This is a genomic window from Flintibacter faecis, from assembly GCF_014287875.1.
GTDB classification, from domain to species: Bacteria; Bacillota; Clostridia; order Oscillospirales; family Oscillospiraceae; genus Lawsonibacter; species Lawsonibacter faecis_A.
In genome coordinates, this window is sequence record NZ_JACOPN010000010.1 from 49,664 (window position 1) to 74,721 (window position 25,058).

Annotated in this window: 20 protein-coding genes and 1 pseudogene; 7 read left to right on the forward strand and 14 right to left on the reverse strand. The window is 49.5% G+C overall.

Annotation, left to right across the window (positions count from 1 at the left end):
- Nucleotides 1–13 precede the first annotated feature (13 nt).
- Both H8S55_RS12565 and H8S55_RS12570 read left to right on the forward strand, forming a co-directional pair.
- Nucleotides 14–1,081, forward strand: a complete 1,068-nt coding sequence (locus H8S55_RS12565) for a dsDNA nuclease domain-containing protein (protein WP_186879216.1) — start codon at nt 14–16, stop codon at nt 1,079–1,081.
- Complete coding sequence (locus tag H8S55_RS12570) at nt 1,078–2,757, forward strand: hypothetical protein (RefSeq protein ID WP_186879217.1); 1,680 nt, start codon at nt 1,078–1,080, stop codon at nt 2,755–2,757. Before H8S55_RS12565 ends, H8S55_RS12570 begins: the two co-directional genes overlap by 4 nt.
- A 361-nt stretch (nt 2,758–3,118) precedes the next feature.
- Here H8S55_RS12570 and H8S55_RS12575 read toward each other — a convergent pair whose 3' ends face one another.
- Genes H8S55_RS12575 through H8S55_RS12585 form a run of 3 tightly spaced genes read right to left on the reverse strand, consistent with a single transcriptional unit; the run spans nt 3,119 to nt 7,520 of the window.
- Entirely contained in the window at nt 3,119–4,945 is a 1,827-nt protein-coding gene (locus H8S55_RS12575) for an antirestriction protein ArdA (RefSeq protein ID WP_186879218.1), read from the reverse strand.
- Nucleotides 4,946–4,957: 12 nt separating this feature from the next.
- Nucleotides 4,958–5,437: a hypothetical protein gene (locus H8S55_RS12580; protein ID WP_186879219.1), complete on the reverse strand. Its 480-nt coding sequence runs from the start codon at nt 5,435–5,437 to the stop codon at nt 4,958–4,960.
- On the reverse strand, nt 5,424–7,520 hold the full coding sequence (locus H8S55_RS12585; protein WP_186879220.1) for a type IA DNA topoisomerase: 2,097 nt from the start codon (nt 7,518–7,520) through the stop codon (nt 5,424–5,426). Before H8S55_RS12585 ends, H8S55_RS12580 begins: the two co-directional genes overlap by 14 nt.
- A 43-nt stretch (nt 7,521–7,563) precedes the next feature.
- Between H8S55_RS12585 and H8S55_RS12590 the strand changes: the two genes are divergently transcribed.
- Nucleotides 7,564–8,622, forward strand: a complete 1,059-nt coding sequence (locus H8S55_RS12590) for a hypothetical protein (RefSeq protein ID WP_186879221.1) — start codon at nt 7,564–7,566, stop codon at nt 8,620–8,622.
- Between the two features lie 49 nt (nt 8,623–8,671).
- Here H8S55_RS12590 and H8S55_RS14595 read toward each other — a convergent pair whose 3' ends face one another.
- The 10 genes and pseudogenes from H8S55_RS14595 to H8S55_RS12640 form a co-directional block, all read right to left on the reverse strand.
- Nucleotides 8,672–9,721 (reverse strand): CD1107 family mobile element protein, encoded by a 1,050-nt coding sequence (locus H8S55_RS14595; protein ID WP_243200607.1) that lies wholly within the window; start codon nt 9,719–9,721, stop codon nt 8,672–8,674.
- A 4-nt stretch (nt 9,722–9,725) separates the two neighbouring features.
- A complete protein-coding gene (locus H8S55_RS12600) occupies nt 9,726–9,998 on the reverse strand; it encodes a DUF4315 family protein (protein ID WP_186879223.1) in 273 nt (90 codons plus the stop codon).
- Nucleotides 9,999–10,024: 26 nt separating this feature from the next.
- The gene (locus H8S55_RS12605; RefSeq protein WP_186879224.1) at nt 10,025–12,004 is read right to left on the reverse strand and encodes a C40 family peptidase; all 1,980 of its coding nucleotides are present in this window, start codon (nt 12,002–12,004) and stop codon (nt 10,025–10,027) included.
- Nucleotides 12,001–13,026, reverse strand: coding sequence for a DNA cytosine methyltransferase (locus H8S55_RS12610; RefSeq protein WP_186879233.1), 1,026 nt, complete (start codon nt 13,024–13,026; stop codon nt 12,001–12,003). The genes H8S55_RS12605 and H8S55_RS12610 overlap by 4 nt, the downstream gene beginning before the upstream one ends.
- Nucleotides 13,027–13,100: 74 nt before the next feature.
- Nucleotides 13,101–13,556 carry a hypothetical protein gene (locus H8S55_RS12615; RefSeq protein WP_186879225.1) on the reverse strand — a complete coding sequence of 152 codons (456 nt, stop codon included), beginning with the start codon at nt 13,554–13,556 and terminating at the stop codon, nt 13,101–13,103.
- Between the two features lie 70 nt (nt 13,557–13,626).
- Complete coding sequence (locus H8S55_RS12620; protein WP_186879226.1) at nt 13,627–16,035, reverse strand: VirB4-like conjugal transfer ATPase, CD1110 family; 2,409 nt, start codon at nt 16,033–16,035, stop codon at nt 13,627–13,629.
- Nucleotides 15,953–16,387, reverse strand: coding sequence for a PrgI family protein (locus H8S55_RS12625; protein WP_186879227.1), 435 nt, complete (start codon nt 16,385–16,387; stop codon nt 15,953–15,955). Before H8S55_RS12625 ends, H8S55_RS12620 begins: the two co-directional genes overlap by 83 nt.
- A 66-nt stretch (nt 16,388–16,453) precedes the next feature.
- Nucleotides 16,454–17,197 carry a hypothetical protein gene (locus tag H8S55_RS12630; RefSeq protein ID WP_186879228.1) on the reverse strand — a complete coding sequence of 248 codons (744 nt, stop codon included), beginning with the start codon at nt 17,195–17,197 and terminating at the stop codon, nt 16,454–16,456.
- A gap of 52 nt (nt 17,198–17,249) precedes the next feature.
- Nucleotides 17,250–18,119: a VirB6/TrbL-like conjugal transfer protein, CD1112 family gene (locus tag H8S55_RS12635; RefSeq protein WP_021739912.1), complete on the reverse strand. Its 870-nt coding sequence runs from the start codon at nt 18,117–18,119 to the stop codon at nt 17,250–17,252.
- A gap of 20 nt (nt 18,120–18,139) precedes the next feature.
- Nucleotides 18,140–18,223, reverse strand: a pseudogene (locus tag H8S55_RS12640) (Maff2 family mobile element protein); the annotation flags it as partial.
- A gap of 621 nt (nt 18,224–18,844) precedes the next feature.
- Here H8S55_RS12640 and H8S55_RS12645 point away from each other — a divergent pair.
- From H8S55_RS12645 to H8S55_RS12660, 4 genes are all read left to right on the forward strand, one after another.
- A complete protein-coding gene (locus tag H8S55_RS12645) occupies nt 18,845–20,185 on the forward strand; it encodes a TrkH family potassium uptake protein (RefSeq protein ID WP_186879229.1) in 1,341 nt (446 codons plus the stop codon).
- A gap of 13 nt (nt 20,186–20,198) precedes the next feature.
- On the forward strand, nt 20,199–20,846 hold the full coding sequence (locus H8S55_RS12650; RefSeq protein WP_186879230.1) for a potassium channel family protein: 648 nt from the start codon (nt 20,199–20,201) through the stop codon (nt 20,844–20,846).
- A gap of 208 nt (nt 20,847–21,054) precedes the next feature.
- The gene (locus tag H8S55_RS12655; protein WP_366467987.1) at nt 21,055–23,037 is read left to right on the forward strand and encodes a DUF4118 domain-containing protein; all 1,983 of its coding nucleotides are present in this window, start codon (nt 21,055–21,057) and stop codon (nt 23,035–23,037) included.
- Nucleotides 23,030–23,731 carry a response regulator gene (locus tag H8S55_RS12660; protein ID WP_186879231.1) on the forward strand — a complete coding sequence of 234 codons (702 nt, stop codon included), beginning with the start codon at nt 23,030–23,032 and terminating at the stop codon, nt 23,729–23,731. The genes H8S55_RS12655 and H8S55_RS12660 overlap by 8 nt, the downstream gene beginning before the upstream one ends.
- Before the next feature lie 117 nt (nt 23,732–23,848).
- Here H8S55_RS12660 and H8S55_RS12665 read toward each other — a convergent pair whose 3' ends face one another.
- Nucleotides 23,849–24,613 (reverse strand): endo alpha-1,4 polygalactosaminidase, encoded by a 765-nt coding sequence (locus H8S55_RS12665; protein WP_366467991.1) that lies wholly within the window; start codon nt 24,611–24,613, stop codon nt 23,849–23,851.
- Between the last annotated feature and the right edge of the window lie 445 nt (nt 24,614–25,058).

Consider the following 25,058-nt stretch of genomic DNA (forward strand, 5'->3'; position numbering starts at 1 on the left):
GGAAGGGTTGCATATGTCATTGGGTGATCTTATTTCTAGTTGCCACAAGGAAATTGCTGGATCACGCACAAAAAATCGCTTAACTATCCAAATAAGCTATGCAATCCAGTTAATCATGGATTTTTACTCCACAGATTTTCTTGTAATGATGGATTACATAGAGGATGTCTCTGTCATTAGTGACCCTGATAATCCTTCGGCCATTCATTTGTATCAGATTAAGACTAAATCTACGGACAGACAGTATCTTTTGTCTGCTGTAATTAAAGATGAATGGTTTCAAAAACTGTATCGCAATGCACTAAAGTATAGCGGCTATGTTGATAGCGCATCATTAGTGTGCAATACAGATATAGTCGTATCCGGCACCGAGGTATTCCCTAATGAAAGAACAGGATTAGACGATAAAGCGATTGAAGAAAACATCAAGAAAATTCGTAAAGCTATTGCTAAAGACCAGAATGTAAACGAAGCAGACATTGATTTGTCAAAGTTTTTCTTTGTTCGTTCTTTACTCTCAACGAAAAACCACAAAGCAGAAGTTGAACACGAATTTCAGGATTTCTTACTTGGGCAGGATGCTAATTTACAAGTTGCGACAGCAAAATCAATTTTTACAGTTTTATACGACGAACTCGATAAACGATTTAACGAGGAAATAAATGAGGATTGTACAGATGTACAAGAAATTATGAGCAAGAAAGGGCTTGACGGCAGAACTATTAAAGAAATCATATCCTGCGGATTGGCAATTCAAATTCCGGCCCCAGAGAAGCTATTCTCTGACTTCAATGTTGCATCCATATCAGCGCGTCGCCGATATAGCTCAAAGTATCAACAGATTAAGATGGATATGTATTCCAACATTTCCGCATTCGTGGCCCTTAAAAAAACATTGTTAGAATTTATAGAATCCGAAAATCAAAATGGTATAGATGATATGGTTGGATTATTTAATGCTGTCTATGCTAAAGCCAGTGATTGTGATTTTGTTCCAACCTGCTACCAAGATGAGTACTACCTAAAAACGCTCATAATGATCTTGATATATAAGTATTGCTATGGAGGTGTGGGTACATGAATTTGGTGGTATCTTCCATCACAATGGTTGACCTTACAAATAAGGAAGCTAAGCGAATTTCCTTTTCGCCTAAAAAGAACTTACTTACCAGTACACGCAACCACTTAGGCAAATCCGTAATAATGAAATCCATATATTATACACTCGGCGCAGAAGTGTATTATCCGAACCCAATTAAGAGGCTAAATTTACTTACCTATATTGATTTTTCACTTAATGCACATCTATATCGAGTTGCACGGCTCAAGAACACTTTTGTATTATACTGTGATGGAGTGTTTGACGGGTGCTACCAATCAGTCGGAGACTTTGAAGAAAGGCTTTGCGAGATATTTGACCTAGAGATAGATCTTGTATCTAAGGACCGTGATGGAACAATAATAAAGTGTCCTCCGGCATTTTATTATATGCCCTATTATGTGGATCAAGAGAATGGCTGGGCAGTGAACTCTTCTTCGTTTGACAAAATGGCTCAGTTTGATTTACCACAAAGAAAGAACAGCTATTTTTTCCACTTGGGTGTCCTTGATAATAGCTACGTTGAAATATCAAAGCGCTGCAAGGCGAACAAAAAACGGATTGATGAACTTGCAAAGGAAATCGATAGGTATCGAATGGTAATAGAAACACTGCAAGCTGGGCTCAATGCGATTCAAATGTCCTTTGATACAGCCTCATTGGAGCGGGCCATATCTTCCAGGCAACAAGAGATAAAGAGAATACTTGAAGAGTTAACTCAAACGCGATCAGCCTTACTAAAGGCTGAAGATGACTTGATTCAGCTAACGCATGAAAAGGAGCTACTCTCCAAATATATTAAGAAAAAAGTCCCGAACGAGGATTTTGTAAGTGGAGAAACGATTGAATGCCCTCGCTGCGGCATGGTGTTTGAACAGGTTCTGACGCAAAGGCTTGAAAAAATTTATTTACGTGAATCGCTGCTGGAGGACTATACGGTAGCTGCCGAGGGGCAGAAACGCTTAGAAAAGCAGATTGTAAAATTAAAGAGAAAATTTGAGGCTAAACAGCAGGGACTAAAAGATTTCGAAAAAGAACTGACAGCCGATAGAGAAGCTTATAATACTTATGTTAAATCAAAGGCTACAAACCAGCTTCTAAAAGAATACGGGGATCAAATTAGTTACAATTCCTCGGAAATTGACCGACTACGTAAAGATAGTGCAGAAATCAATCAGCGACTATCAGTTTATACGCAGGAGAGAGAGCAAGTCAACACAGTATATCAAGGAAATCTAACGCGCCTGCTTGCTGGACTTGATATTCCTTCGGATCAAGTCGAGACAGAAAGTGAACCTGGTACACATCTTAGTGCAAGTGGAGCATATGGTCCTCGGTGCAAAATTGCACAAATGCTCGCATTTGTCGAAACACAACATTCGACAGCTCCTGATTTGATAACATTCCCGATGGTCATTGATTCCCCGAATGTTTTGGAGCAGGATGATGAGCATTTGGAATCTATTATCCGTACTTTGCTCACATGGGACAAAACCAGTAACCAGATTATAGTTGCGTCTATCCAGGGAAGAAATATGGCTTCGACTATTGATGATGTAAAAATTATTACATTAGATAACCCTCAAAATCATTTGTTTGATTCAGCTGAATATGCAGAGTATGAAGCAGAGATAGCCGAGATTTTTACGCAGTTCTAAGCAAAAAGAAAAGCGGGAGTACAGCCGATCGGACGAACCGAAAAGCTGTACTCCCGTTTTGCGTAACAGAAAGTGTTTGAAATCAAGCCTTTTTCTTCATGTGCCAGCAAGCAGCCCGACATATGAAAAATCATAAAGGCTCCCTTTGAAAATACGGGTACAGGGAATTATTCTGCGGTTTTTCCACCCTTATCTTCACAGATTTTAGACCGTTTGGAACTGTAATGCGGACAAGCGACCAGACACGCCCGGAAACTCTGCTTGCAGCCGTGAACACATTTTTTGCAGATATGGTTATACTGCCGCCTGCCGTTCTCGCCCAGGAAGAACGCCAATTCCAGCCGCCATTTCTTGCTTCGGCTCATAGGCAATCATGCTCCGGCACATCACGGCCGGGCTTCTTGCCCTCCGGGGGCTTGTGCTCGGCACACTCCCGTTTTGCGTCCTCCAACCGCTCACGGATGGAAGGCTTCTCCGTCGTTGTCCGTTCTGCGTACTCCTGGGCTTTTTCCAATTCCTCACCGCGTCTGCCATTGTTGATAACGCCGTCGATCATGCCGTAGTCATCCTCCATCGTCATTTCAGCGGTGCGGAGAGGATTGTCCTTTTCCGGCTGCTCCGCTGCCACGGCAAAGGCCCGTGTGCCGTTTCCCATGATAAGGTACTTTCCATCATCGGAGATATGGTGGATGCCATAACCGGCTGCCTCCATCTGCTCCCGGCTCATAGCCGTCACCTGAAAGCTGCCCCTCGGTGTCTGCACACGTTCGCCGGTTTCAAAACGGTCTGGCAGATAAGCGAGGTCTTGCTTCTCTGCCGGGACAGGAAGAACAACGATATTGCCATTGATCTGCATAAATCGTTCCGGCGTTTTGAACTGTTCCGTGTATTTCTGAATCAGTTCCGGGGACAGGGATGCAAAATCTTCCTCACCAAGTCCAACCACCAGGAAAGTCCCTGCTACGATATCATAAATTTCTCCATTTTCATCCCGCAGCCCACGGTTCAGATTAAGCCCTATGAGCTTTCCTTCATCATTGCAAACCAGCGCCACCGGATCAGAATAGGGATAAGTTGCGCCAATGTCTCCGCCGACCTCCGCCTGCAGGGAATGGAGATCGGGGTCGATCTCCTTCACATAGGGTTCCTTCATAGGCTCCACTACAAGCACAGTCATCTTTTCCGAGGCAACCTTCTCCGCAGCGGACAGCATTTCATCCGCATGTGACTTCTCCGGGTCATCCAAAGCGGCCTTGACCTCCGCCGGGTCAAAATCAAGAAATTCCTCATAGCCCGTGGCGTCCTTGAATTTTTCGATCTCCGAGGGAAGATAGTCCTCCTGCGTCTGCCCCAGCGCCGCAAGCTTTTCATCCAGAGCGGAAATGCGCCCGGCCATCAGGCTTTCGTAAATTTCTTCCTTTGCGGCGTGCGCCTCCGGGTACTCCGCCGCATACTGCGGATCGTTCTGACGGAAAAACTCATCCATGTCAAAGGCGATATCCATAGCCCACTCGGATTTTTCTTCTTCGGGAAGATCGTCCTGAAAGGTCATCACCCGGTACTCGTCGGGGATACTGCCGCGCTCACCGTCGTAATACTCATGGAAATTGTCACCCGTATCACGCACATAGCCCTGATCCGTGAAGGTGCCGTTTTCCTCCAACGCAACGTCCCGGCCGTAGGCCTCATAGTCGATGTAATTCCGCAAATGCTCTGGCACCTGCATAACGTCCAGTTCTTCGATGTAATAGCGGCCCAGATCGTCATAGTCATGGATATCGGGGTAAACCTCATAGCAATCCAGATTCTCGGTGAGGTTGATGATCTCCTGCAGGCTGCCGCAATGGTCGCCCATTTCCATACCGGCCTGAAACTGTGCGTATTCGCTTTCGCTCATTTCATCCAGCTTCGACGCCAGATAATTCAGCTCGTCCAGATTCTCATATTCACCCAGCTTACTGTAAAGACCGTCCACATAGCAGTCATAGTCCGTGATGAACCATTCCTCATAGGGCTGGCCGAAGTCATCCTTCTGGCCGATCCCGATCCGCTTAAACACTTCCTTCAATTCCTCGGCGGTGGTGGGAAACTTCACCCACTCGCCCACAAGCTCGCCCTCGTTATATTTCCCAAGATTGGTGATAAAAGCGGCAAAGGGATAATCCTTGTTGTGATCGTAATATGGCATATCAGCACCTCCTTACAGTTCCGGCGCAGATTTTTCCTTATGGGGCTGCGCCTTGCTTTTCTCTGCACATTCCTTCTTGCCCTGTTCCAGCCGTTCCCGGATGGAGGGCTTTTTCTCCGGCTCCGCAGGGCGTTCATGCACCCACTCGTCGCCGGAAAGAGAAATATATCCGTGTTCCGTAAAATGGCCCTGTTCCTCCTGCATGGAGTACTTGCCAAACGGAACAGGGTCGATTGCTTTCAGAAGTTCCGGGGGCAGCAGCATATCCATGTGCTGCGCCAGATACCGCCACCCCAGATCATTCAGATCGTGGATATTGGGCTCAAATACGAAATAGTCAATGTTGTCCGCAAACTCCTTAAACTGCTCTGGTGTTGTCAGCTTGAAGGGCGAGGTCTGCACCGCCGCCAGCACCTCCCGGTCCTCCGGGGAGAGGGCAGTCACCGCCGCCCTCACTTCGGGTAAATGTTCCAAAGTCTTATTTTCTGCCATTGACACCTTCCTTTCTTTTCGGAAATTCCAGTTTGAAGTTGATGTATTTGCCACCCGTGTCATCCAAGATCACCGCAGCGTCATAAGCAGCCTGTTTCTTTTCAGACCACATTCCCTTGACATTGGTACGTCCCTTTTTCAGAAGGTCCGTTGCCATCTTCTTTGTCAGCTCCTTCTTGCGGCTCGTCCAGAAGCGGTCATTTTTCCAGAGGACGAAACCGCAGGACCGATCCGAACACGCAAAGTTCTTCTTGCCCTCATAAACCGGCTGGCCGCAGCGGGGGCAGGTACCAATCACTTCCTTCTCCGGGGCAAACAGCTTTTTGCCATCCTCGGAAATGCAGGAATAGGTGGACACGATCTCTTGAACCATCGTGCGGATACCATCCATGAAGGTATCCGGGTCAGCGCCGCCTTTTGCGATCTCCGTCAATTTCTGCTCCCATTCCGCTGTCAGCATGGGAGAGGTCAGTGGCTCCGGTAGAATCGTGACAAGGTTGATACCGGCTTTTGTGGGGATCAGGCTCTTGCCCTTTCGCTCCACAAATCCGGCAGCCACCAGCTTTTCGATGATTGCCGCCCTGGTCGCAGGCGTGCCAAGACCTTTTCGTTCCGCCTCGTCGGGGATATTGTCTTTGCCTGCGTTCTCCATAGCGGACAGGAGGGTATCTTCGGTATAGGGCTTCGGCGGCTGGGTGAAATGCTCGGTAACAGCAACCTCCGCACCGTCAAAAGTCTGCCCTTCGGCGAAGTCCGGGAGCGTATCGCCGTCCCCATCCGCAGGTCTTTCTTTCAGGGAAGCACGGAAAATGCGGTCGATCTCCCGCCAGCCTTCGGAGAGGATGCGCTTGCCCTTTGCGGTAAAGGAATGGCCGCCGCAGTCGAAAGTTGCCGTGACTGCCTCATACATATACAGCTCCGCCGGCGCACACAGCAGCTTGCAGCAGACAAGGAGGAACAAATTGCGCTCGCCCAGAGGCAGACCCTTGATATCTGCCTTTTCAATCTCCATCGTGGGGATAATGGCGTGGTGGTCGGATACATCCTTATCGGAGATCATGGTCTCCATCAGAGGGAAGAAGTCTGTGCAGCTATCAAAAGGCGGCAGTTTCGCCGCCAGGTGGATCACGCAGGACGCCGTTTCCGCCATATCGGAGGTCAGATACCGACTGTCCGTGCGGGGATAGGTCAGCAGCTTCTTTTCGTAGAGGCTCTGGGCGTAGTCAAGGGTCTGCTTCGCCGTGTATCCGAACAGGCGGTTTGCCTCACGCTGCAAGGTGGTAAGGTCATAGAGCTTCGGAGGCTGTTCTTTTTTCTGCTCTTTCGTGACAGCGGTACAGGTGACGGCCGCACCCTTGCACATGGCCGCTGCCTGTTCCGCCTTCGCCGGATCGGTGAATTTCTCCGACACTGCTTCGGCTCCATCCAGCGTCAGGCGCAGCAGATGATATTTTTCTTTGTGGAACAGCGTGATCTTCGCGTCACGCTCCGCCAGCATTGCCAGTGTGGGGGTCTGAACACGGCCCACATTCAAGGTGCGGTGATAGAGAACGGAGAAAAGGCGCGCGGCGTTGATCCCCACCAGCCAATCCGCTTTCTGGCGGCAGAGGGCGGATTGATACAGGGATTCATAATCGGCGCCGGGGCGCAGGTCAGAAAAGCCCTCTCGGATAGCGCTGTCCTCCATCGAGGAAATCCAGAGGCGAAGGACCGGCTTGCGGCAGCCGGTCATTTCATACACCAGACGGAAGATCAGCTCTCCCTCACGTCCGGCGTCACAGGCATTGACGATGGTATCCACATCGGGGCGGTCCATCAGGACGCGGAGATTTTCAAAAGCGTCCTCCTTGCCCGGCGCCAACACATAGCGGAAAGGCTCCGGCAGGATGGGAAGGTCGTCATAGCGCCACTTCTTGAAACGCTCGTCATAGCCCGCCGCATCCATGGGGGAAACAAGGTGCCCTACACACCAGGAAACGATCAGGGCGTTCCCCTGAAAATAACCATCGGCCCCGGATTTAGCACCTAGGGCCGACGCGATAGATTTTGCTACACTTGGTTTTTCTGTGATTATTAGCTTCATATTTTCTCCTTTTGTGGTACAATAATTACATGGGGTGATTGATTTGGTTCTGATGAATATGTATGGTAAGATACCGGAAACGATAATTTCTAAAAAATTAGGAATTGGTATTTGTAATCCTGCACCAGATTGGGTAGAAGGATTACAAGATGATTTTGAAGAAGAACTCTTAATTCATGAACATGAGATATCTTCATTCAAAAAATCAGGATATGATACTGCCTGGGCCTCTGACCGTTATAATTTAGAAAAGATAGTGTTCCAATTAGGTTGGCAAGAAGAAGGAAAAACTTCCATGCAGATTATTGCTGAACACTTAATTGAAATCCAAGTCTTAGACTTTGATAATTCGTTATTGCAGATGAAAAACGATCATTTAGATAGCCCGACATGCGAGCCTCAATATCCAAGAAAGTTTTTGAATTTATGTTGTAAAATACAGTCGTCACAATCGGCTCAAACAGTTATTCCAAATCAAATACCTTTCTCAACTTATAACTCCGATGATTTTCAGCAAAAGCCTTTGATACTTAATTTTTTAGGAGCAATGCTACATCCGCATCCTAATTATCCGATTTCAATACCTGACTATACAGCAGGAGGGGTAAAGTCTCTAGAATATATAGGTAGTCTAATTGACAATTTCTTAGTCACAGATAAAGATTTTTGGCTGTTTGATTACATAGTCAATGCCGTGTTCAACGACGAATCTCATGATGCCTATCATATATTCAAAGTGATGTCCCTTATTGAAATGCTTATTATCACTCCTAAAGGAAACGGAAAAACTGTAGGAGAACTCGAACGTAAACTTCCGCAGTTCCTTCCAGATAGAATACCTGTCGAAGAACGCGCATTGTTCTCTGAAATTGTGCGTAAACTTAGAAATAAAATTGGACATGGTGATTTTGAGGCCGTACAGCAACTATTAGACCAGTATCGCAACTCTTTTATGCAAAACTTCTGGTACGATGAATTTGAATATAGCATTGAGAACTGGACATACGGCAACATATGTATTAATCTTGATTCGGCGTTAAATGAGATTTTATGGCTAATGTTATCTGATAGGGCGCAACTAGCATCAGTTCAAATGAGTTAATAATAGGCTCTCACCGCTAATGTTTGACGGTGAGAGCTATATTTTTTAACTATTTCGTTTCCTCGTCCTCAGTCAGATATTCTTCTTCATCCTCCAGGTCGAAATCATCCAGATCAGCGGGAACTTTCTTGCCCTGCTTCGGTTTCAGAACCAGGAAATAGACCGCTGCGCCGCCTCCGGCTGCAAGGATCAGCAGCACAGCCAGGATCGCCCCGGTATTGCTTTTCTTTTCAGGCTTCGGATTCTCCGGCTCGGTGGGCTCCGCAGCTTTCTGTTCTGTACCAACACATTCACTGAGGTTTTTTACGCAGACCGGGCAAGCGGTATTGACCGCACCGGCCTGGCACTTTTCCGTACAGGTGCAGACAATAGGTGTTTCCGCCTTTTCTCCATCCTCCGTGAGCGCCATGAGATCGGCTTCATCCACCTGGTTCAGAAAATGCACGGTTTCCTCGCCCTCGTCGTCACGGTCGATAATGAGATAGAACACATTGTCGTTCTTCGTTTCTACTGTAATAAACTGCTTGCCGCTGGCGGCAGGGCTGCCGATATCGTCAATCAGTGACAGGTTCCCGTCCGGTGTCAGGGCGGCACCGCTATTCAGACCGCCGCCCAGAATCCCCAGCACATTTTCCAATGTTTCCGCGTCCAGAGAGAAAGGACCTTCCCCGGAACCAGCCTCGCCGTCACTTACCGTCATGTAGCCGGAATAGACATAGCCGACTTTCTCCGGCAGGATGACCTTCAGCCAGTCGCCGTCCGTGCCAATCACCTTCACGGTCGTTCCATTGGGAAGCTGGGTGAAGGCGGTGTAGTCCATTCCCGCACCCGTGCGGACATTCAAATTGCCGCCGCCCGTGGTGACGGTGCCGGTCTGCTCAGAGTCATTTTCGCCGGAACTGAACTGGATACCATCATCGGTGACGGATACCGTGACCTGGCTGCCTGCCAGAGCGGAAAGCAGATCAGAAACATCCCCGACCGTTTCCTGTTCGGTCACGGATTCCGTGCTTTCCTCGCCGCCGCTGGCAAAGGCAGTGACAGAAAAAGCGGCAGTGCTGAGCACCACCGCCAAAAGAGCCGATACCATTTTTGTCATAGAGTTATGTTTCATCCTCGTATCCCTCCGTTTCCTCATGCTCGGTGCTGGCCTCCTGCAGCATACCTTCCGGCAGGGAGATCATACCGCTGGCGTAGGCTTTCAGGAAGGCGGTCAGCTCCTTGTTGTCCATTTTCACGGCTTTCACCATGCGGACAATTTCCAGATTTTCTTCCTCCGCAAGCTGCGCCTCCAGCGCACGAAGGCGTTTCTGCTGTTCCGCGATCTTTTCTTTGGTTTTCGCAATATCGTTGCGGATCTTCTGTGTCATTGCCATAAATCAAATTACCTCCATATCGTTTTTTAGTTGTAGGGCGGTCGCCCGAAAGCGTAAAAGTGGGATTGCCAGTAGCTTGTGTTGATATCTGCATACTGGATGGGGTCGCCGCAGTGCAGCATTTTTCCACCGCCCACATAGATACCCACATGGGAAACGCCCGGTGTATCGTAAGTGCCGACGAAAAAGATCAAGTCGCCGGGTCTTGCGTTGGCAGAGGATACCGGGGTGGAAATATTGTAGAGCCCCTGGGCTCCCAGCCTGCCCGTATTGCAGACGCCGCTTTGCGTCAGCGCCCAGGATACGAAGCCGGAGCAATCAAAAGAAGTGTTCGGATTGCTGCCGCCCCAGACATAAGGATATCCGATGTACTTCTCCGCCTCGGTAATGAGCGCTGCAAAGGTTTCATCTTCCAGTGCGGAAGGCGGGATATCATAGGTGGTGGGCGGTTTGGTGTACTTGTCCACATAGCCGGAGCCGGGAAATAAATCTTCCCGGTTTCCCAGCGTTGCCATATAGACCGCATACAGGGAAAGCGTTTCTTCGTCCATGATGTAGACCGGCACATGGGAAAGATCGAAGTTTTCCAGCCTCACCTCGCAGATATAGTAGTTGTACGGTACTTCCACGTCATAGTTATTTCCCTCGCTGTCTGTCCGTGTCTCCGTCCGATAGCGTACCTCCACCTCCACGGTCTGCGTCAGGATGTACTGCTTTTCAAAGAGCATTTGCAGTTCCTCCTGAACCTCGTCGATGGTGAAAACCCCTTCATGGAACGCCGTGAGAATGGAGATCAGCACATAAGGGTCATGCTCGATCTCGTCCAGGTCAAAACGGTATTCGTCATATCCGGGGTGCAAAGCCTCATAGTGGCTCAGCTCATATTGAAGTTCCTGCTCCAACTCGCAGTAGGCCGCCTCCGCAGCCAGCATATCCGCATCCTCGGAGAGATAAGAAGAAGTAAATACACCGCCCACGCCGGAGCCTGCCATCATGGAACAGGAAGATACCCCGCCAAACAGCAGAGCAACACAGGCGCCAATGCCGATCACCAATAGCACCGCCCGGCTATGGTGCTTGATGTAGAGGAATGTTTCCTTGAAGGCGTCCTTTGCTTTCTGCGCCGCACTTTTCGCCGTGGCTGCTGTGTTCTTTGCGGTTTTCTCTGCCTGTCGCAGCTCCTTTGCGTAGTTCCGCTTGATCCGCTGTTTCTGCAGAAAGCGAGATACCGGGTTAGAAGCTGCCAATGCAGGATCATCATGCAGTGCCTTTTGGTAAAGGTACTCGGCGTTTGCCTTGACCGAAGCCTGCTCTGCCTTCGCCGCGTCACGCCAGGGCTTTGTGCGGTGATGGTGGACGGCGGCACGGACTTTACCTTTTCCGTAGGCAAGCCCGCGTTCTGTCAACACCTCGCCCTTGTGTCCAGCCTCAACACCCACATTTTCCTGTTCCACCTCATGCACCTTCGCATGGGCGGCGTGAACGATCTCATGGACCGGCCGGGAAAGCGGATTGTGCCGCAGGCGTCCGTTGGGGCGTTTCTCCACTTCTTCAAAGTGAAGCTGCGTTTTGCCTTTTCCAGCTGCCTCGTCCAAAATTCGCTCGGTACGGAGAACTTTCTTTGTGGAGATGGCGGCTTTCGCCGCGTCCAGCCTGTCCGCCGCACGGTCGGAACGGTCAATGTACTTTCCAAGTGCGGGATCGGCACGTTCTTCCTCGGTGAATTGCAGACGGGAGGACGGGCGCCGTCTTGCGGCAGAGCCGTCCCGCACCGCCTGGGCGTCAGCCTTTTCCGCCTTTCGTGCGGTTTTCTTCTCATGGTGCTCCGCTGCACGCAGGGCAAGGTCAGCAGCCGCGCCAGCGGATTCTTCCGAAGAAGAGGACAGTTCCGTTTCCGGCTCCCGGTTGCTGATATGTTCCACCTCGCCCGTGGCAAGATTTTCCGATACCGCACCGTCACGGGTCATTTTCTGCGTGATCTTATCGGTTGCTTTCAGTTCCCTCATAGGCAGTCGCCTTCCTTTCCATAGGGGCAAAAGTCGCCGCAGGTGCCATTCTCGATCATGGCGATATAGCGGAAAATGGGATAGGCCTGGGGCGGGCAGACCGCATTTCCTAATGTTTTCAGCCGCAGCGCCCGGTCATCCATGTGCTCGGTCATGCGGGGGATTCCTTCCGGTTCGGCGGCCCAGAGGATACGTCCGTCCATCCTTTCGGGAAGCCCATGAGCCATTCCACCCAATCCGGATTCAGCGCCGCCGTTTCGGACACCGGCCGCTCCTGGGAGATGATCTGCGCCGACAGGTTTCCGCCCTTCTTCGCCGGATCGAAGGCTGATGGCTTCAAGGTCGAGCGGAAACCGTCCGACGCCACCGGGGTCAGATAGAATACCGCCGCCGACAGGCTGAGGCTCCAAATCGCCCCGTTTCGGTTCCGCTTGCGGAATATCCCATTGTCCGACAGGAACACATCCAGGTTGGCCGCGTCCCTGGCGGTGTTGTTGTCGGAGGCAAGGGGTGTGGGAAACATCAGCCGCGACGATAAAAGTTCGTTGGCGCTCATGCCATGCGCCGACGCCGCAAGCCGGAAATACGAATGGGAGAACAGCGTATCCCGCTTTTGCCAGGTCAAAGATCGTTTTGTCGAGCCCCATATTGATGAAGCCAGCAACATTTTCCCCAAGCACCCAACGGGGCCGCAGTTCGGTAATAACGCGGCACATTTCCGGCCACAGGTAGCGTTCATCCGAAAATCCCTTCCGTTTTCCGGCGGTGGAGAAGGGCTGACAGGGAAAGCCGCCTGAGATGACGGTAACTGTTTCAAGTCCTGTTTTTTCAAAAAACGCCTCCTTCGTGAAAGTAGTAATATCCCGGAACCTTGGAACATCCGGCCATCGTGCAGAGAGGACGGAGTGCGGAAAATCCGCCCACTCACACTGGCAGACGGTTTCAAACCCGGCAGCCTCCGCCGCCAGATCCAGACCGCCAATGCCGGAAAACAGGCTCACATGGGTCAGTTGATTTGCTATTTTGTATTCACCTCATTTCTGGGCATAAAAATAGCACCCATGATATTTCCACGAGTGCTAAATCTACAATCTTTCTATTCGGTTGGAGTAGATTTTAATATGCCACTAATTAGATATATTTCGGTCAATCCTTTATTAACCTTGCTTGATTTGCTGCCATACAAATCTGATCGCATTGCTTTGATTAGGCTGGTAAATGCTTTAGTATATTGAGTTTCGTAATCAGCAACATTATTATTTTTTAGGTGGTTTATCAATAAGTCTGCAAATTCATATAGAGACGATAAAACTTTAGGACTTGCGATAATAGTCAAATTATTGAAAGCATGGTTATATCTTATGGTTGCCTCCGCAGACTCTGAGTTATTCATATTCTCACTTAACGCATGAATAAATTCCAAATAGTATTGCTCTTTTAATTTTCGCTCTTCAAATTTCAGCTTACTATGTTTGTTTAAGGAATCAGTAATAATAGCTGTGATAATGGCAGTAAATGTCGCTAAAAGAGCAACGATTATCGTTGTATTCATATCAGTTCACCTCGTGCATATTATATCTCCATTCTCTATAAAAGTCTATTTGTATTACCTTAGGATAGTTTTAACTCACCTCCTCCGGCTTTGTTGTCATAATGCTGTAAAGTTCATTGTCCTTCGGGAAGTCATCCACAAAAGGCAGGATCACATTGCCGAAGAAGATCAGCCCCTCGCCGGGGCCTGCGTTGCTGATATGTGCCGCCTGCTGATTGGAGATGTTCAGACGCTCGCAGAGGATTTTTCTGTCTCCGCTGGCCTGGTTCAGAAGGTATACAAAATCGCTGTTTTCAAAGATGTTCTCGATCTCCGGGGAGGAAAGCAGGTCCTTGATGTTCTGCGTGATCCCCGTGGGGATTCCGCCCCATTTGCGAAAGCGTTTCCAAATCTCCACGCTCCAGGAACCAACCTCGCCTCGCAGCAGAAGATGGAACTCGTCCACGAAATACCAGGTGGATTTGCCCTGATCCCGGTTTTGGGAAACACGGTTCCATACCTGGTCCTGGATCACCAGCATACCCAGGCTTTTGAGCTGTTTTCCCAGCTCCTTGATATCGAAGCAGACAATGCGGTTGTTGATATCCACATTGGTGCGGTGGTTAAAAACATTCAAACTGCCATGTACATACAGTTCCAGTGCCGCCGCGATCCGCTGTGCCTCCGGCTCCGGCTGCCGTTTGATCTCGTCATACAAATCTTCCAGCAGCGGCATATTCTCCGGGCGGGGGTCCGCGATATAGGGGCGGTACACGATCCGCACGGCACGGTCAATGACCGTTTTTTCCACCGGCTCCAGACCGTTCCGGCCGCCTGCCGCCAGTTCACAGAATGACAGGATAAAGTCAGATTTCAGCGCCAGCGGGTTATCGTCCTCGCTGTAATTGAGGTTGATATCCATAGGGTTCACATACTGCGTGCTGGTTGGAGAGATTTTGATGACCTGTCCTTCCAGACGGTTCACCAGCGGAAAATATTCTGCCTCCGGGTCGCAAATCAGAATATCGTCCTTTGTATTCAGGAACACACCCACGATGGAACGCTTTGCTGAAAAACTCTTGCCGCTGCCGGGCGTACCTAAGATCATGCCGTTGGGCGTTTTCAGCTTTTTGCGGTCAGCAAGGATCATGTTGCTGGAAGTGGCATTGAGCCCGTAGTAGAGAGCTTCGCCGCCGTGGAAAATCTCCTGTGTGGTGAAGGGAACGAACACCGCCACCGCCGAAGTGGTAAGCCCGCGCTGTATCTTAATGCGGTTGACACCCAGGGGCAGAGCCGACACGAAGCCGTCCTCCTGCTGGAAGTCCAGCCGCACCAGGGAACAGTTATATTTCTGCGCCACGCTTGCCGCACGGAGAAGGTCATTCTCCAGTTTTTGCTTGCTGTCCGAAAAATTCACCACCAGAAAGGTCATCAAAAACATTCGCTCATTCCGGCTTTGCAGATCACGGAGGATGTTCTTTGCCTCGCCTGCGTAGGTGGCAAGGTCGGTGGGGATGATATCCATATCGAAACCCTCACGCACAGCCTTTTTCTGCGCGTCAATCTTCATACTGTCAATGTCGGTGATCTTTCGCTTGACCGTTTTGATTGCCTCGTTCTGGTCCATGCTGCGGATATGGAGGCTGACAAGCAGCCCGCTGTCCGTATCCAGCAGTTCGGTGAGCATACGGTCATCCATTTCCGGTGCGCTGATCTGCAGAAAGGACACGGCACAGAATTTATCCGCCATCGTGAACTTCCTTGCTTCACCGAAGCGGAAAGAAGAAGGTGCGATAAAATCCTGGACCGACAGGCCGGAAGGGGCAAGCCAGCTCCATTCAAAGGCAAACCGTTCCCCGTCCGGGTGCAGGATGCCGTGGAGCATTTCCAGCCACTCCTTGCCGCCAAGCTCCTTTGCCAAAGCACCCATGACCTTGAAATGGTTAAGGGCGTCCATGACGATCCGGGAAAATCGTGCCCGTGCGGTTTTGCTGTCCCGTGCCTCGATGGTGAGGGTCAGATACTTTGTTTTGATAAGACCGTTGTTGCCCCGTTCAAGCTGCTTGCGGAGCATCTGCGTGTAAAGCTCACGGATATGGTCGAAGTGATCTCCCTGTGCCGCGATCTCGATACGCTTCACAAAATCCTCCCGGTTCATGCGGCGGCTCACAAGGGAGAGTTGCATCCCGATAGAAGCGTCATGGGCGTTATACATATCGCAGAGAGCTTCAAAAATCGCCGTCTGGTCGTCAGGCTTTGCAAGCTGATAATTCACATCCTCGAACTCGATACACTTCGACCAGGTGTGGTCGTCCAGCTTGCACAGACCGTCCGGGTACATCTGGCGGAACGGTAAGGTATCCTGTGCGGAATGTACCTTGCCGTCGCCTCTGGCAGTTTCCAGGATACGGCTGATCTCACGCTTTTCCGCGGCGGTGAGCTTTACCGTGGGTTTTGCAGCCTGCCGTGCCTGCGGCTCTGGCTTTCGCTTTCTGAACAATGGCTTTCACCTCCTTTTCCGCCTGGGCCTGCCGCTCCAGGGCTGCGTAGAAATTGTTTGTCTGATAAGGTCGTTCCTTCGTCCGCAGGAACATACAGCGGATGACCTGTCCGGCCACCACCTCCAGGGGTTGGCCGTGCCGCTCATACATGGCGAGCAGAAAGAACGGGAGCATGACGATAATCATGCAGAACGCGGCGGCGCTGTTGCTGACCGTGCGTCTGAGCAAAAAGAAAAGCGGTACTCCGATGAGTGCCGCCGCTCCGAAACATATAAGCTGCCGTTTGGTAAGCCCAAACAACACTTTGGATTTTACTTTCGTCAAATCCTTTGGAATGGTTACATATGCCAATTTATCATCTCCTATAATGAAAAAAGCAACTGATTCTCACAGTTGCTTTTTGTTTAATATTTGGCTTTAGTTGAAGTCAATGCGACAGTATAGCATTTCGTAAATTACGATTTTAACGCATATTCCACCATCTTCGTTATATGACACTTGGTAACGATATTGACCTTCCTGCACATGATTCCAGAACATAAAACCAAAAGCCTCTCCTGTTCCTATATTTTGTACAACAAATGGGGTTATACATCCTCTGGAACCAACTTCGGGAGCAATGTCTACTTGAGGAATTTCTTCAAACTCATCAATAGTTTCCTCTGACATATTAAACGCAAAATCATATTTTAGGCTGACTTGTGTATCGTCAAAGCAAATGTGATCCACTTCAAATCCTGCGTGACCCTTAGCAAGCTTTACAATGATTCTGCATAAGCGGTTTTCATCAATGGTATAGTGAACCTCACCGTTATTTGTTATTATCTGTTCATCAAGAAGCTTTTTTAGGCGATCATCTTTTGCTAACCGTTGATTAGTATCTACTCGTCGGGTGTAATCTCTGTAAACAGCCTCTTTTAGTACATCAAGGAAACAAGATACATATTTCTCATCATCAGAGTAACCATTATTACATTCAAAACACGCCGGAACTGTAGCCATATTTTCGGGATAAGGTTCCGTTAGAAATGCTTTTGAAGGTACATGCTCCCTTGTTGTCGCAGGATTCCCACAATATATACATCCATTTTTAACCGATTTGTCCCATGAAGTATAATATCCTAATCCATCCGTTCCGCCCGGTCGCTTTCGTTGTTCCATATTATCACCACCTAAAGCAATTATACCATTGTATTACAAAATTTTCACCTCCTTAATGCGCTCCGAACAGGCTCTTAGAGAGGCTGCCGGTCTTGAACAGGGCGAAGCACAGCAGGACCGTGTAGCCCATGCAGGCCCATATCGCGCCTGAGATATTTCCGTCCGTGGCGATACTCTGTACCAAAACAGAGTAGATTCCCACGCACACCATGATTAGAAATGCCTGGAACGCCAATGCAAACAGGGATTTCAAGTAGTTCTGTCCTGTATGGCTCCAATCCCGGTTTGTCATAGTGGCAAGCGGAATCGGTCCAACGGAAGTCGTCAAATACACCTCGATCATGCGGCCGTAGATGACAAGCATGATACAGATGGAAAGGGCGTTCATGGTAAGTCCCACAAAAAGGGACTGAAACCACAGCCCGAACAGTTCTCCCGTGCCCAGGGCTTCAAGCTGCGCCTCCATATCCGTGATGACGCTGCTGATATCAATGGAGGTATTCCCGATGATGACGCCCGCGCTGCTGTTCACAACGCTTTGCCCGACATCGAAGATACCCATGACGATATTCCATGTGTTCGTCACAATGAGAACGGCACAGAAAGTCTTGAAAATCCACTTGAAGAACATCCAGGTATCTACATCGTGCAGATTGTTTTTCTCTGTCACAAGCTGGATCAGCTCATAACACATTACGAATGTCAGGATAACCCCGGCGATTGGAACGATCACCGTTTCAGAGAGGTTTCGGATCATAGAAAAGACGCCGCTGTTCCATGCCAGCGGCGTCTGTCCCACTTCACCGGCGATCTCGCCTACTTTGGTATTGACCGTATCGAACATGCCCGACAGGTTTCCCGTGATCCCCTCGATGAGCAGCCCTCGGAGCCATTCATCGAGTTTGTCGAGTATGCCGCCCATAAGCGATCACCGCCGGACGATCAACCGAACAGGCCGGAGAGCAGAGGTACAAGGGTGATGCCGATGAGGGCGACACCGCCGCCGGCCATGAGCTGTTTTATCCCCAATTAGGTGTAAAACTCTGCTCGATGGCGGGCGGCGGCGTACAAAAAATCTATATGGTGTTTTTAAGAGAACCGTCCCGGCGGGACAGGTCAGGCAGTGACCTGTTCCACCTCCGGGATGGGCTTGAGATCAAAATGAATTTCGATAGAAATGTGTCTTGTTTTATCTTCGTCAATATTTGTAAACATTCTGTGAACGAGAAGCCATCGCCCGCCGTTCGTCGCTGCAACTCTTTCTGCTTTTACGGTATCGCAGCAGCGATAGGATTGCGACATACCAACGGTAACTTTGGCGTTACCATTAGCAGCATTCGACCAGAGTGTTTTTCTTTCTCCCTACCCTTACTACAATCTCAAAAACGCTTTTTGGCCAGTTCTGCAAATAAAGCGTTTGTGATAAACCGTCCTGTCCGCTTTTCACCACTACTACGGTCTGGTGTGGGCGATTTGGCAAAGCCGGACACAAAAAATTGGACAAGACTTTCGCCTTGCCCAATCTGCACGAGCAGTCCCCTCATCTTTATTCAATCTTAATACGTCGCAAATGTTCCTTATCCGCTCTTAAAATCTCCGGCTGTATGCTGTATAATATAGCCATCACAGAAATAAGGAGCTGCCTTTATGCCGGAAGAGATCATTCGTCGAAAGCGCCGCCTTTCGTCTTTTCAAATTATCATATTAGGTTTTGCCGGGGTCATTCTGCTCGGAGCGCTGCTGCTGATGCTGCCGATCTCCACGACTGGAGGGAATGTAACTCCATTCAATGAAACGCTGTTTACAGCAACCTCTGCCGTCTGCGTGACAGGGCTTGTGGTGCAGGATACAGGCAGCTACTGGTCAACCTTTGGGCAGGCGGTTATTCTGGCGCTGATCCAAATTGGTGGTCTTGGTGTCGTAACCGTAGCAGCATCGTTTGCGCTGTTGTCCGGGCGAAGGATCTCTCTGATGCAGCGCAGCACCATGCAGGATGCAATTTCAGCCCCAAAGGTCGGCGGGATCGTCCGTCTGACACGCTTTATCCTACGAGGGACGTTTCTGATTGAGCTGCTGGGGGCGCTTGCCGTGCTGCCGGTGTTCTGCCGTGACTATGGATGGCGCGGCGTCTGGATGGCGGTATTTCATTCCATATCTGCTTTTTGCAACGCCGGGTTTGACATTCTTGGGACAGAAAGCAACCGCTATCCATCTCTTACCGGCTATGCGGGCAGTCCGGTAATCAATATCACGATCATGCTGTTGATCGTGATTGGCGGCATTGGATTTCTGACGTGGGATGACATCTTTGAAAACAAGTGGCGGTTTCATCGCTACCGAATGCAGAGCAAGGTGATTCTCGTCACGACAGGTCTTTTGATTTTTCTGCCTGCTGTGTTTTTCTTCTTTTCAGACTTTTCCGCGCTTCCCGCCGGAAACCGGCTGCTGGCATCCTTTTTTCAGTCCGTCACGCCGAGGACAGCGGGCTTCAACACGGTAAATCTATCCGCGATGTCCGGTGCGTCGCAGGGCGTGATGATCCTTTTGATGCTCATCGGCGGTTCTCCGGGTTCTACAGCAGGCGGCATGAAAACAACGACGCTGGCGGTCTTGGTTGCCAATGCCACTGCGACCTTCCGCCAGCGGGAGAGTGCCCAATTTTTCGGACGCAGAGTCGATTGCAGCGCTGTCAAAACCGCCGCGACCATTCTGACGATGTATCTGGTGCTGTTCTTTGGCGGTGCGGTCTTTATCAGCGCATACGAGAATCTTCCGCTGTCTGCCTGCCTGTATGAAACGGCATCGGCGGTCGGGACGGTGGGATTGACACTTGGTATTACACCGCAGCTGCGCATTCCATCGCAAATGGTGCTGATCTTGCTCATGTATCTGGGCAGAGTCGGCGGTCTTACCCTCATTTATGCGGCACTTTCCAGCAAAAAAGTGGGGAATGCAAGGCTGCCGCAGGAAAAAATTACGATTGGATAAGGAGCTTTTTCACATGAAAAACATTCTATTGATTGGCACAGGCCGCTTCGGACGTCATATCGCAGTACAGCTTTCTCAGCTGGGGCATCAGGTCATGGCGGTCGATACAAACGAGGAACGAATCAATGATGTGCTGCCATATGTCACCAACGCACAAATTGGCGACAGTACAAACGCGGAGTTTCTTTGCTCTCTTGGCATCGGAAATTTTGATGTCTGCATCGTGACCATCAGCGGTAATTTTCAGAACTCGCTGGAAACCACCTCGCTGCTGAAGGAGCTGGGGGCAAAGTGCGTGGTGTCGCGTGCCGAGCGTGATGTGCAGGCAAAGTTTCTGCTTCGCAACGGTGCAGACCATGTAGTCTACCCGGAAAAGCAGGTGGCAAAATGGGCAGCGATCCGATACACTGCCGACCATATTTTCGACTACATAGAGATCGACGAGCAGCACGCCATTTTTGAGGTGGAAGTACCGGAAGGCTGGGTCGGGAAAAGCATTGGCGAACTGGATATCCGCAGAAAGTTTGGAATCAACATTCTTGGCATCAAACATTCGGGAAAAACCGACGTATCCATTACACCGGATACGGTGCTGTCCGGGGAAATAACGCTTTTAGCACTGGGCGAGTACAAAGCGCTGCAAAAGTGCTTCCGAATCTGAACGGACGGTGAGGGTGTGTAGAAGATGTCGTTTTGATCGCTGGGACAGCGTTAATGTTCCTGTTCGGCTGGCTTTTGATGAAGCGGCTGGATCGCTTTCTGGATGAAAATCAGAGCAAATTTCATTTCCGGACAACGAATCCGATTGGGCGCAGTAGAAACCTTCACATCTTGGTGCTATCATATCGTTTAAGAGGGGTGGTGAACATGTGCAGAACAAAGGAAGCGAACTGCCAAAAGAGCATATTCTTGTGTGCCTGTCCTCGTCTCCATCCAATGAACGCATTGTACGAATGGCAGGGAAAATGGCACAGGCATTTAGTGGCAGCCTTACCGCGCTCTACGTGCAGACACCCGGAGACGCTGATATGAACGCGGAAGATACCGTTCGCTTGCAGGCGAATATGCGTCTGGCTCAGCAGCTTGGCGCAGAGATCGTCACAACGCATGGTGAAGATGTGGCAACACAGATCGCGGAATATGTGCGGCTGTCTGATGTGACCAAAATTGTGATTGGGCGAAGCGGCGTACAGCGGCGGCATTTTTGGAGTGAACCGACGCTGACAGAACGGCTCATTGCGCTTGCACCGGAGGTGGACATTCATATCATTCCGGATGTGGAAGCCTATAAGAGCTACCGCAGGAAACGGCTGCTTACCATCCGTCCGGCGTTTCCGACCGCATGGGAACTGCTTCTGACCATCGGGATTCTGGCAGCTGCTACGGTCATCGGATGGGTCTTTCTGCGGTTCGGCTTTGCAAATGCCAATATCATCATGGTTTACCTGCTGGGGGTGCTTCTGACTTCCGCTTTTACCAGCGGATATACCTGCGGTGTGCTGTCCGCTTTTTTGAGTGTCATCCTGTTCAATTATTTTCTGACGGAACCCCGGCTGTCTTTGGCAGCCTATGGCAGCAAATACCCAATGACCTTTGCCGTCATGTTTGCAGCGGCGCTTTTGACCAGTACGCTTGCCGCAAAGCTCAAAGCCCATGCGCAGCTATCCGCGCGGGATGCCTATCGGACAAAACTCCTTTTTGATATGAACAGGCAGCTTCAAAAGGCGGAAACACCGGATGAGGTCTATCAGATGACCGCGACACAGATACAAAAGCTCATGCAGCGGGACGTTTTGATTTATCCGGCACAAGGCGACGCGCTGCTGGATGGGAATGTTTATCCGGCAGACGGAAGCAGTCCATACAGCATCCCGGATACTGACCAGGAACAGGACGTGATTCAATGGGTCTGGCATAACCGAAAGCGTGCTGGTGCAACGACGCAAAACTTTCCAAAGGCAAAACGGCTGTATCTTGCCATTCGTACCGGGCAGCAGGTTTTCGGCGTTGTCGGGATTCCGATGGAGAAGCAAACGCAGCCTGACGCATTTACATCCAGCGTGCTGTTTTCCATTCTCGGCGAGTGCGCTCTGGCGCTGGAAAGCCTACGCAACGCCGAAGAAAAGGAAAAAGCCGCCGTCCTTGCAAAGAACGAACAGCTTCGTGCAAACCTTCTGCGTTCAATTTCCCATGACCTTAGGACCCCGCTGACCTCCATTTCCGGCAACGCGGATACGCTGCTGCACAGCTATAACGTGCTGGATGAACAAACGCGGAAACAGATTTTTACGGACATTTATGACGATGCGCAATGGCTGACGGGACTGGTTGAGAATTTACTTTCCATTACGAAAATCGCGGACGGCAGCGTCAAGCTGCGCCTTTCCGATCAGGTCGTGGACGACATCGTATCGGAATCGCTCCGGCATATCGACCGAAGGTCGGCGGAACATCACATTACAGTGGATTGCGGAGATGAGCCGCTGCTGGTGCGGGTGGATGCGGGACTCATCATGCAGGTGCTTATCAACTTGGTGAATAACGCAGTCAAATATACTCCGGCTGGCTCGAACATCCGGATCACGGCAATCCCGCGAGAAAATATGGCCGAAATATGCGTCAGCGATAATGGTCCCGGTATTCCAGATGAACTGAAGGAACGTGTTTTTGAAATGTTTTTTACCGGGGGCAATCCGATTGGCGACAGCCGCCGAAGTCTTGGGCTTGGCCTTACGCTCTGCCAAGCCATCATTCATGCCCATAATGGCGAAATGACATTGAAAGATAATTCGCCGCATGGCTGCATTTTTTCCTTTACAGTACCGCTCAGTGAGGTGAACCTAAATGAATAAGCCACTCGTCCTCGTTGTAGAAGATGATACGCCGGTGCGCAATCTGATCACAACAACGCTGAAAACCCATGAATACAGGTATCTTTCTGCGCAAAACGGCGCAAGCGCCGTGATGGAGGCGCTGTCTCACAACCCGGACATTGTGCTGCTTGATTTGGGACTGCCAGATATGGACGGTGTGGAGATCATCCGAAAAATCCGTTCGTGGTCAAATATGCCGATCATTGTGATCAGTGCCAGAACAGAGGATTCTGATAAAATCGCGGCGCTGGATGCCGGGGCGGACGATTATCTCACCAAGCCCTTTTCCGTGGATGAACTGCTGGCGCGGCTGCGAGTGACGCAGCGGAGACTGTCGCTGATGAAAACAGACGCAGCGCAGGAATCTCCGATTTTTACGAACGGTGCGCTGAAAATCGACTATGCGGCAGGCTGCGCATATCTTGACGGTGCAGAACTGCACTTGACGCCCATCGAATACAAGCTGTTGTGTCTGCTCTCAAAAAATGTGGGCAAGGTTCTGACCCACACCTACATCACACAGCAGATTTGGGGCAGCAGTTGGGAAAACGATATTGCTTCTCTGCGGGTGTTCATGGCGACCCTGCGCAAAAAGCTGGAACGCGGAAAAGACGGGCAGCAATACATACAAACGCACATCGGAATCGGCTATCGGATGCTCCGCGTCGAATAGCAGGCAGGCTTTCAAAAAATCTATGAATCATTATGCTGTTGAAAACCTGTTTGGCATAGAAGAGCTGAACATGTATGGTACGGTATCATCATCACATTCGGCATTTCTCAACACTCATTATCTAAGTTCAAGGGAACTGGAAATATAAAAATGGAAATCTTGCTCCTTGCAGTATTCTTTTATTTTTTGAATCAGTTTTTGATTCGTTGTATATTCCAACAGATACACTTCCACCCCATCCGCCTTGCACGTTTCCAAATATTTGCAGAAATAATCTCTCGTCTCGCTCGTTTGTTCACGAAAAGTTCCGCTATCAAAATCAATACTGCTCCATACGGATTCCTGATTTACGCCTGTCATAATCTGATCAATCGCCCCATAGCGTTCCCTATATTCCGCCACATAAGTATCTCCACCGTTGATGATGACCGCTTTTCCAAACGTCATCATGTTTTGTAGAATCGCTGTAATGCCTTCAAAAATACTCTCGTGCGGATCGTAATCATATACATCACAATTATCTATAAAGAATCCGTCAACACCTTTTTCATATAGTTCCTGAGAAAGCTGTCCTATAAACTTCTGCCAGTCTTGGTTTGCTACATCTACCCATCCTTCTTCCTCCCAGTGCTCATACTCACCGATCGCCAGTTCCGCATAGGTTGTATAGTACTCCCTGAAGTTTTCAATCGACCCAATATTTAAATATGTATATACGACTGTTCCGTTTTGATGGAGCCATTCAATATCCCTTTTTGTAAAATACTGTGCATCAATTACAATCGTTTCATACATTTTAAATCGTTCCAAAGATGAGGCGTCCGCATTTAAAAACACCCCATAATCGTTTTTCTCAAATTCCTTTGCTTGATTGGCTTTCACAAAAAAACATCCACCAATAAACATTAGAACAAATAATACAGCCAAGGCCACTGGTTGTTTGATCCTCTTCCCGCACAATGCCTCCCACACCCTTTCGGTGATTCTCGTTTTTTCCTCATGACTATCACATTTTACACATTGATGATTATGTTTTCCCAGATTTGTTGCTCAATTTGTATTTAAATTATACCATAAAACTCGTGAACAGTTTTACCGTCATTTTGGAATATTGGCGCAATCTGTTCCACGGTGTATGTGCGCGGTTCCGGCAGTGACTTTTTCTCTTTGTTTTCAAAGGTTTTCGGCGTTGTGATTGAGCAGTAAAAGGTCCCGTCAAGATTTATGCGCAAAATTGTTTGCAGGCTCCGGCTGAATGAAGTCAGCCGGCAATAGAGGCGTCGTCCATGACCGCCTCCAAGTGCTTCATGTTCATGTATTTCTTATT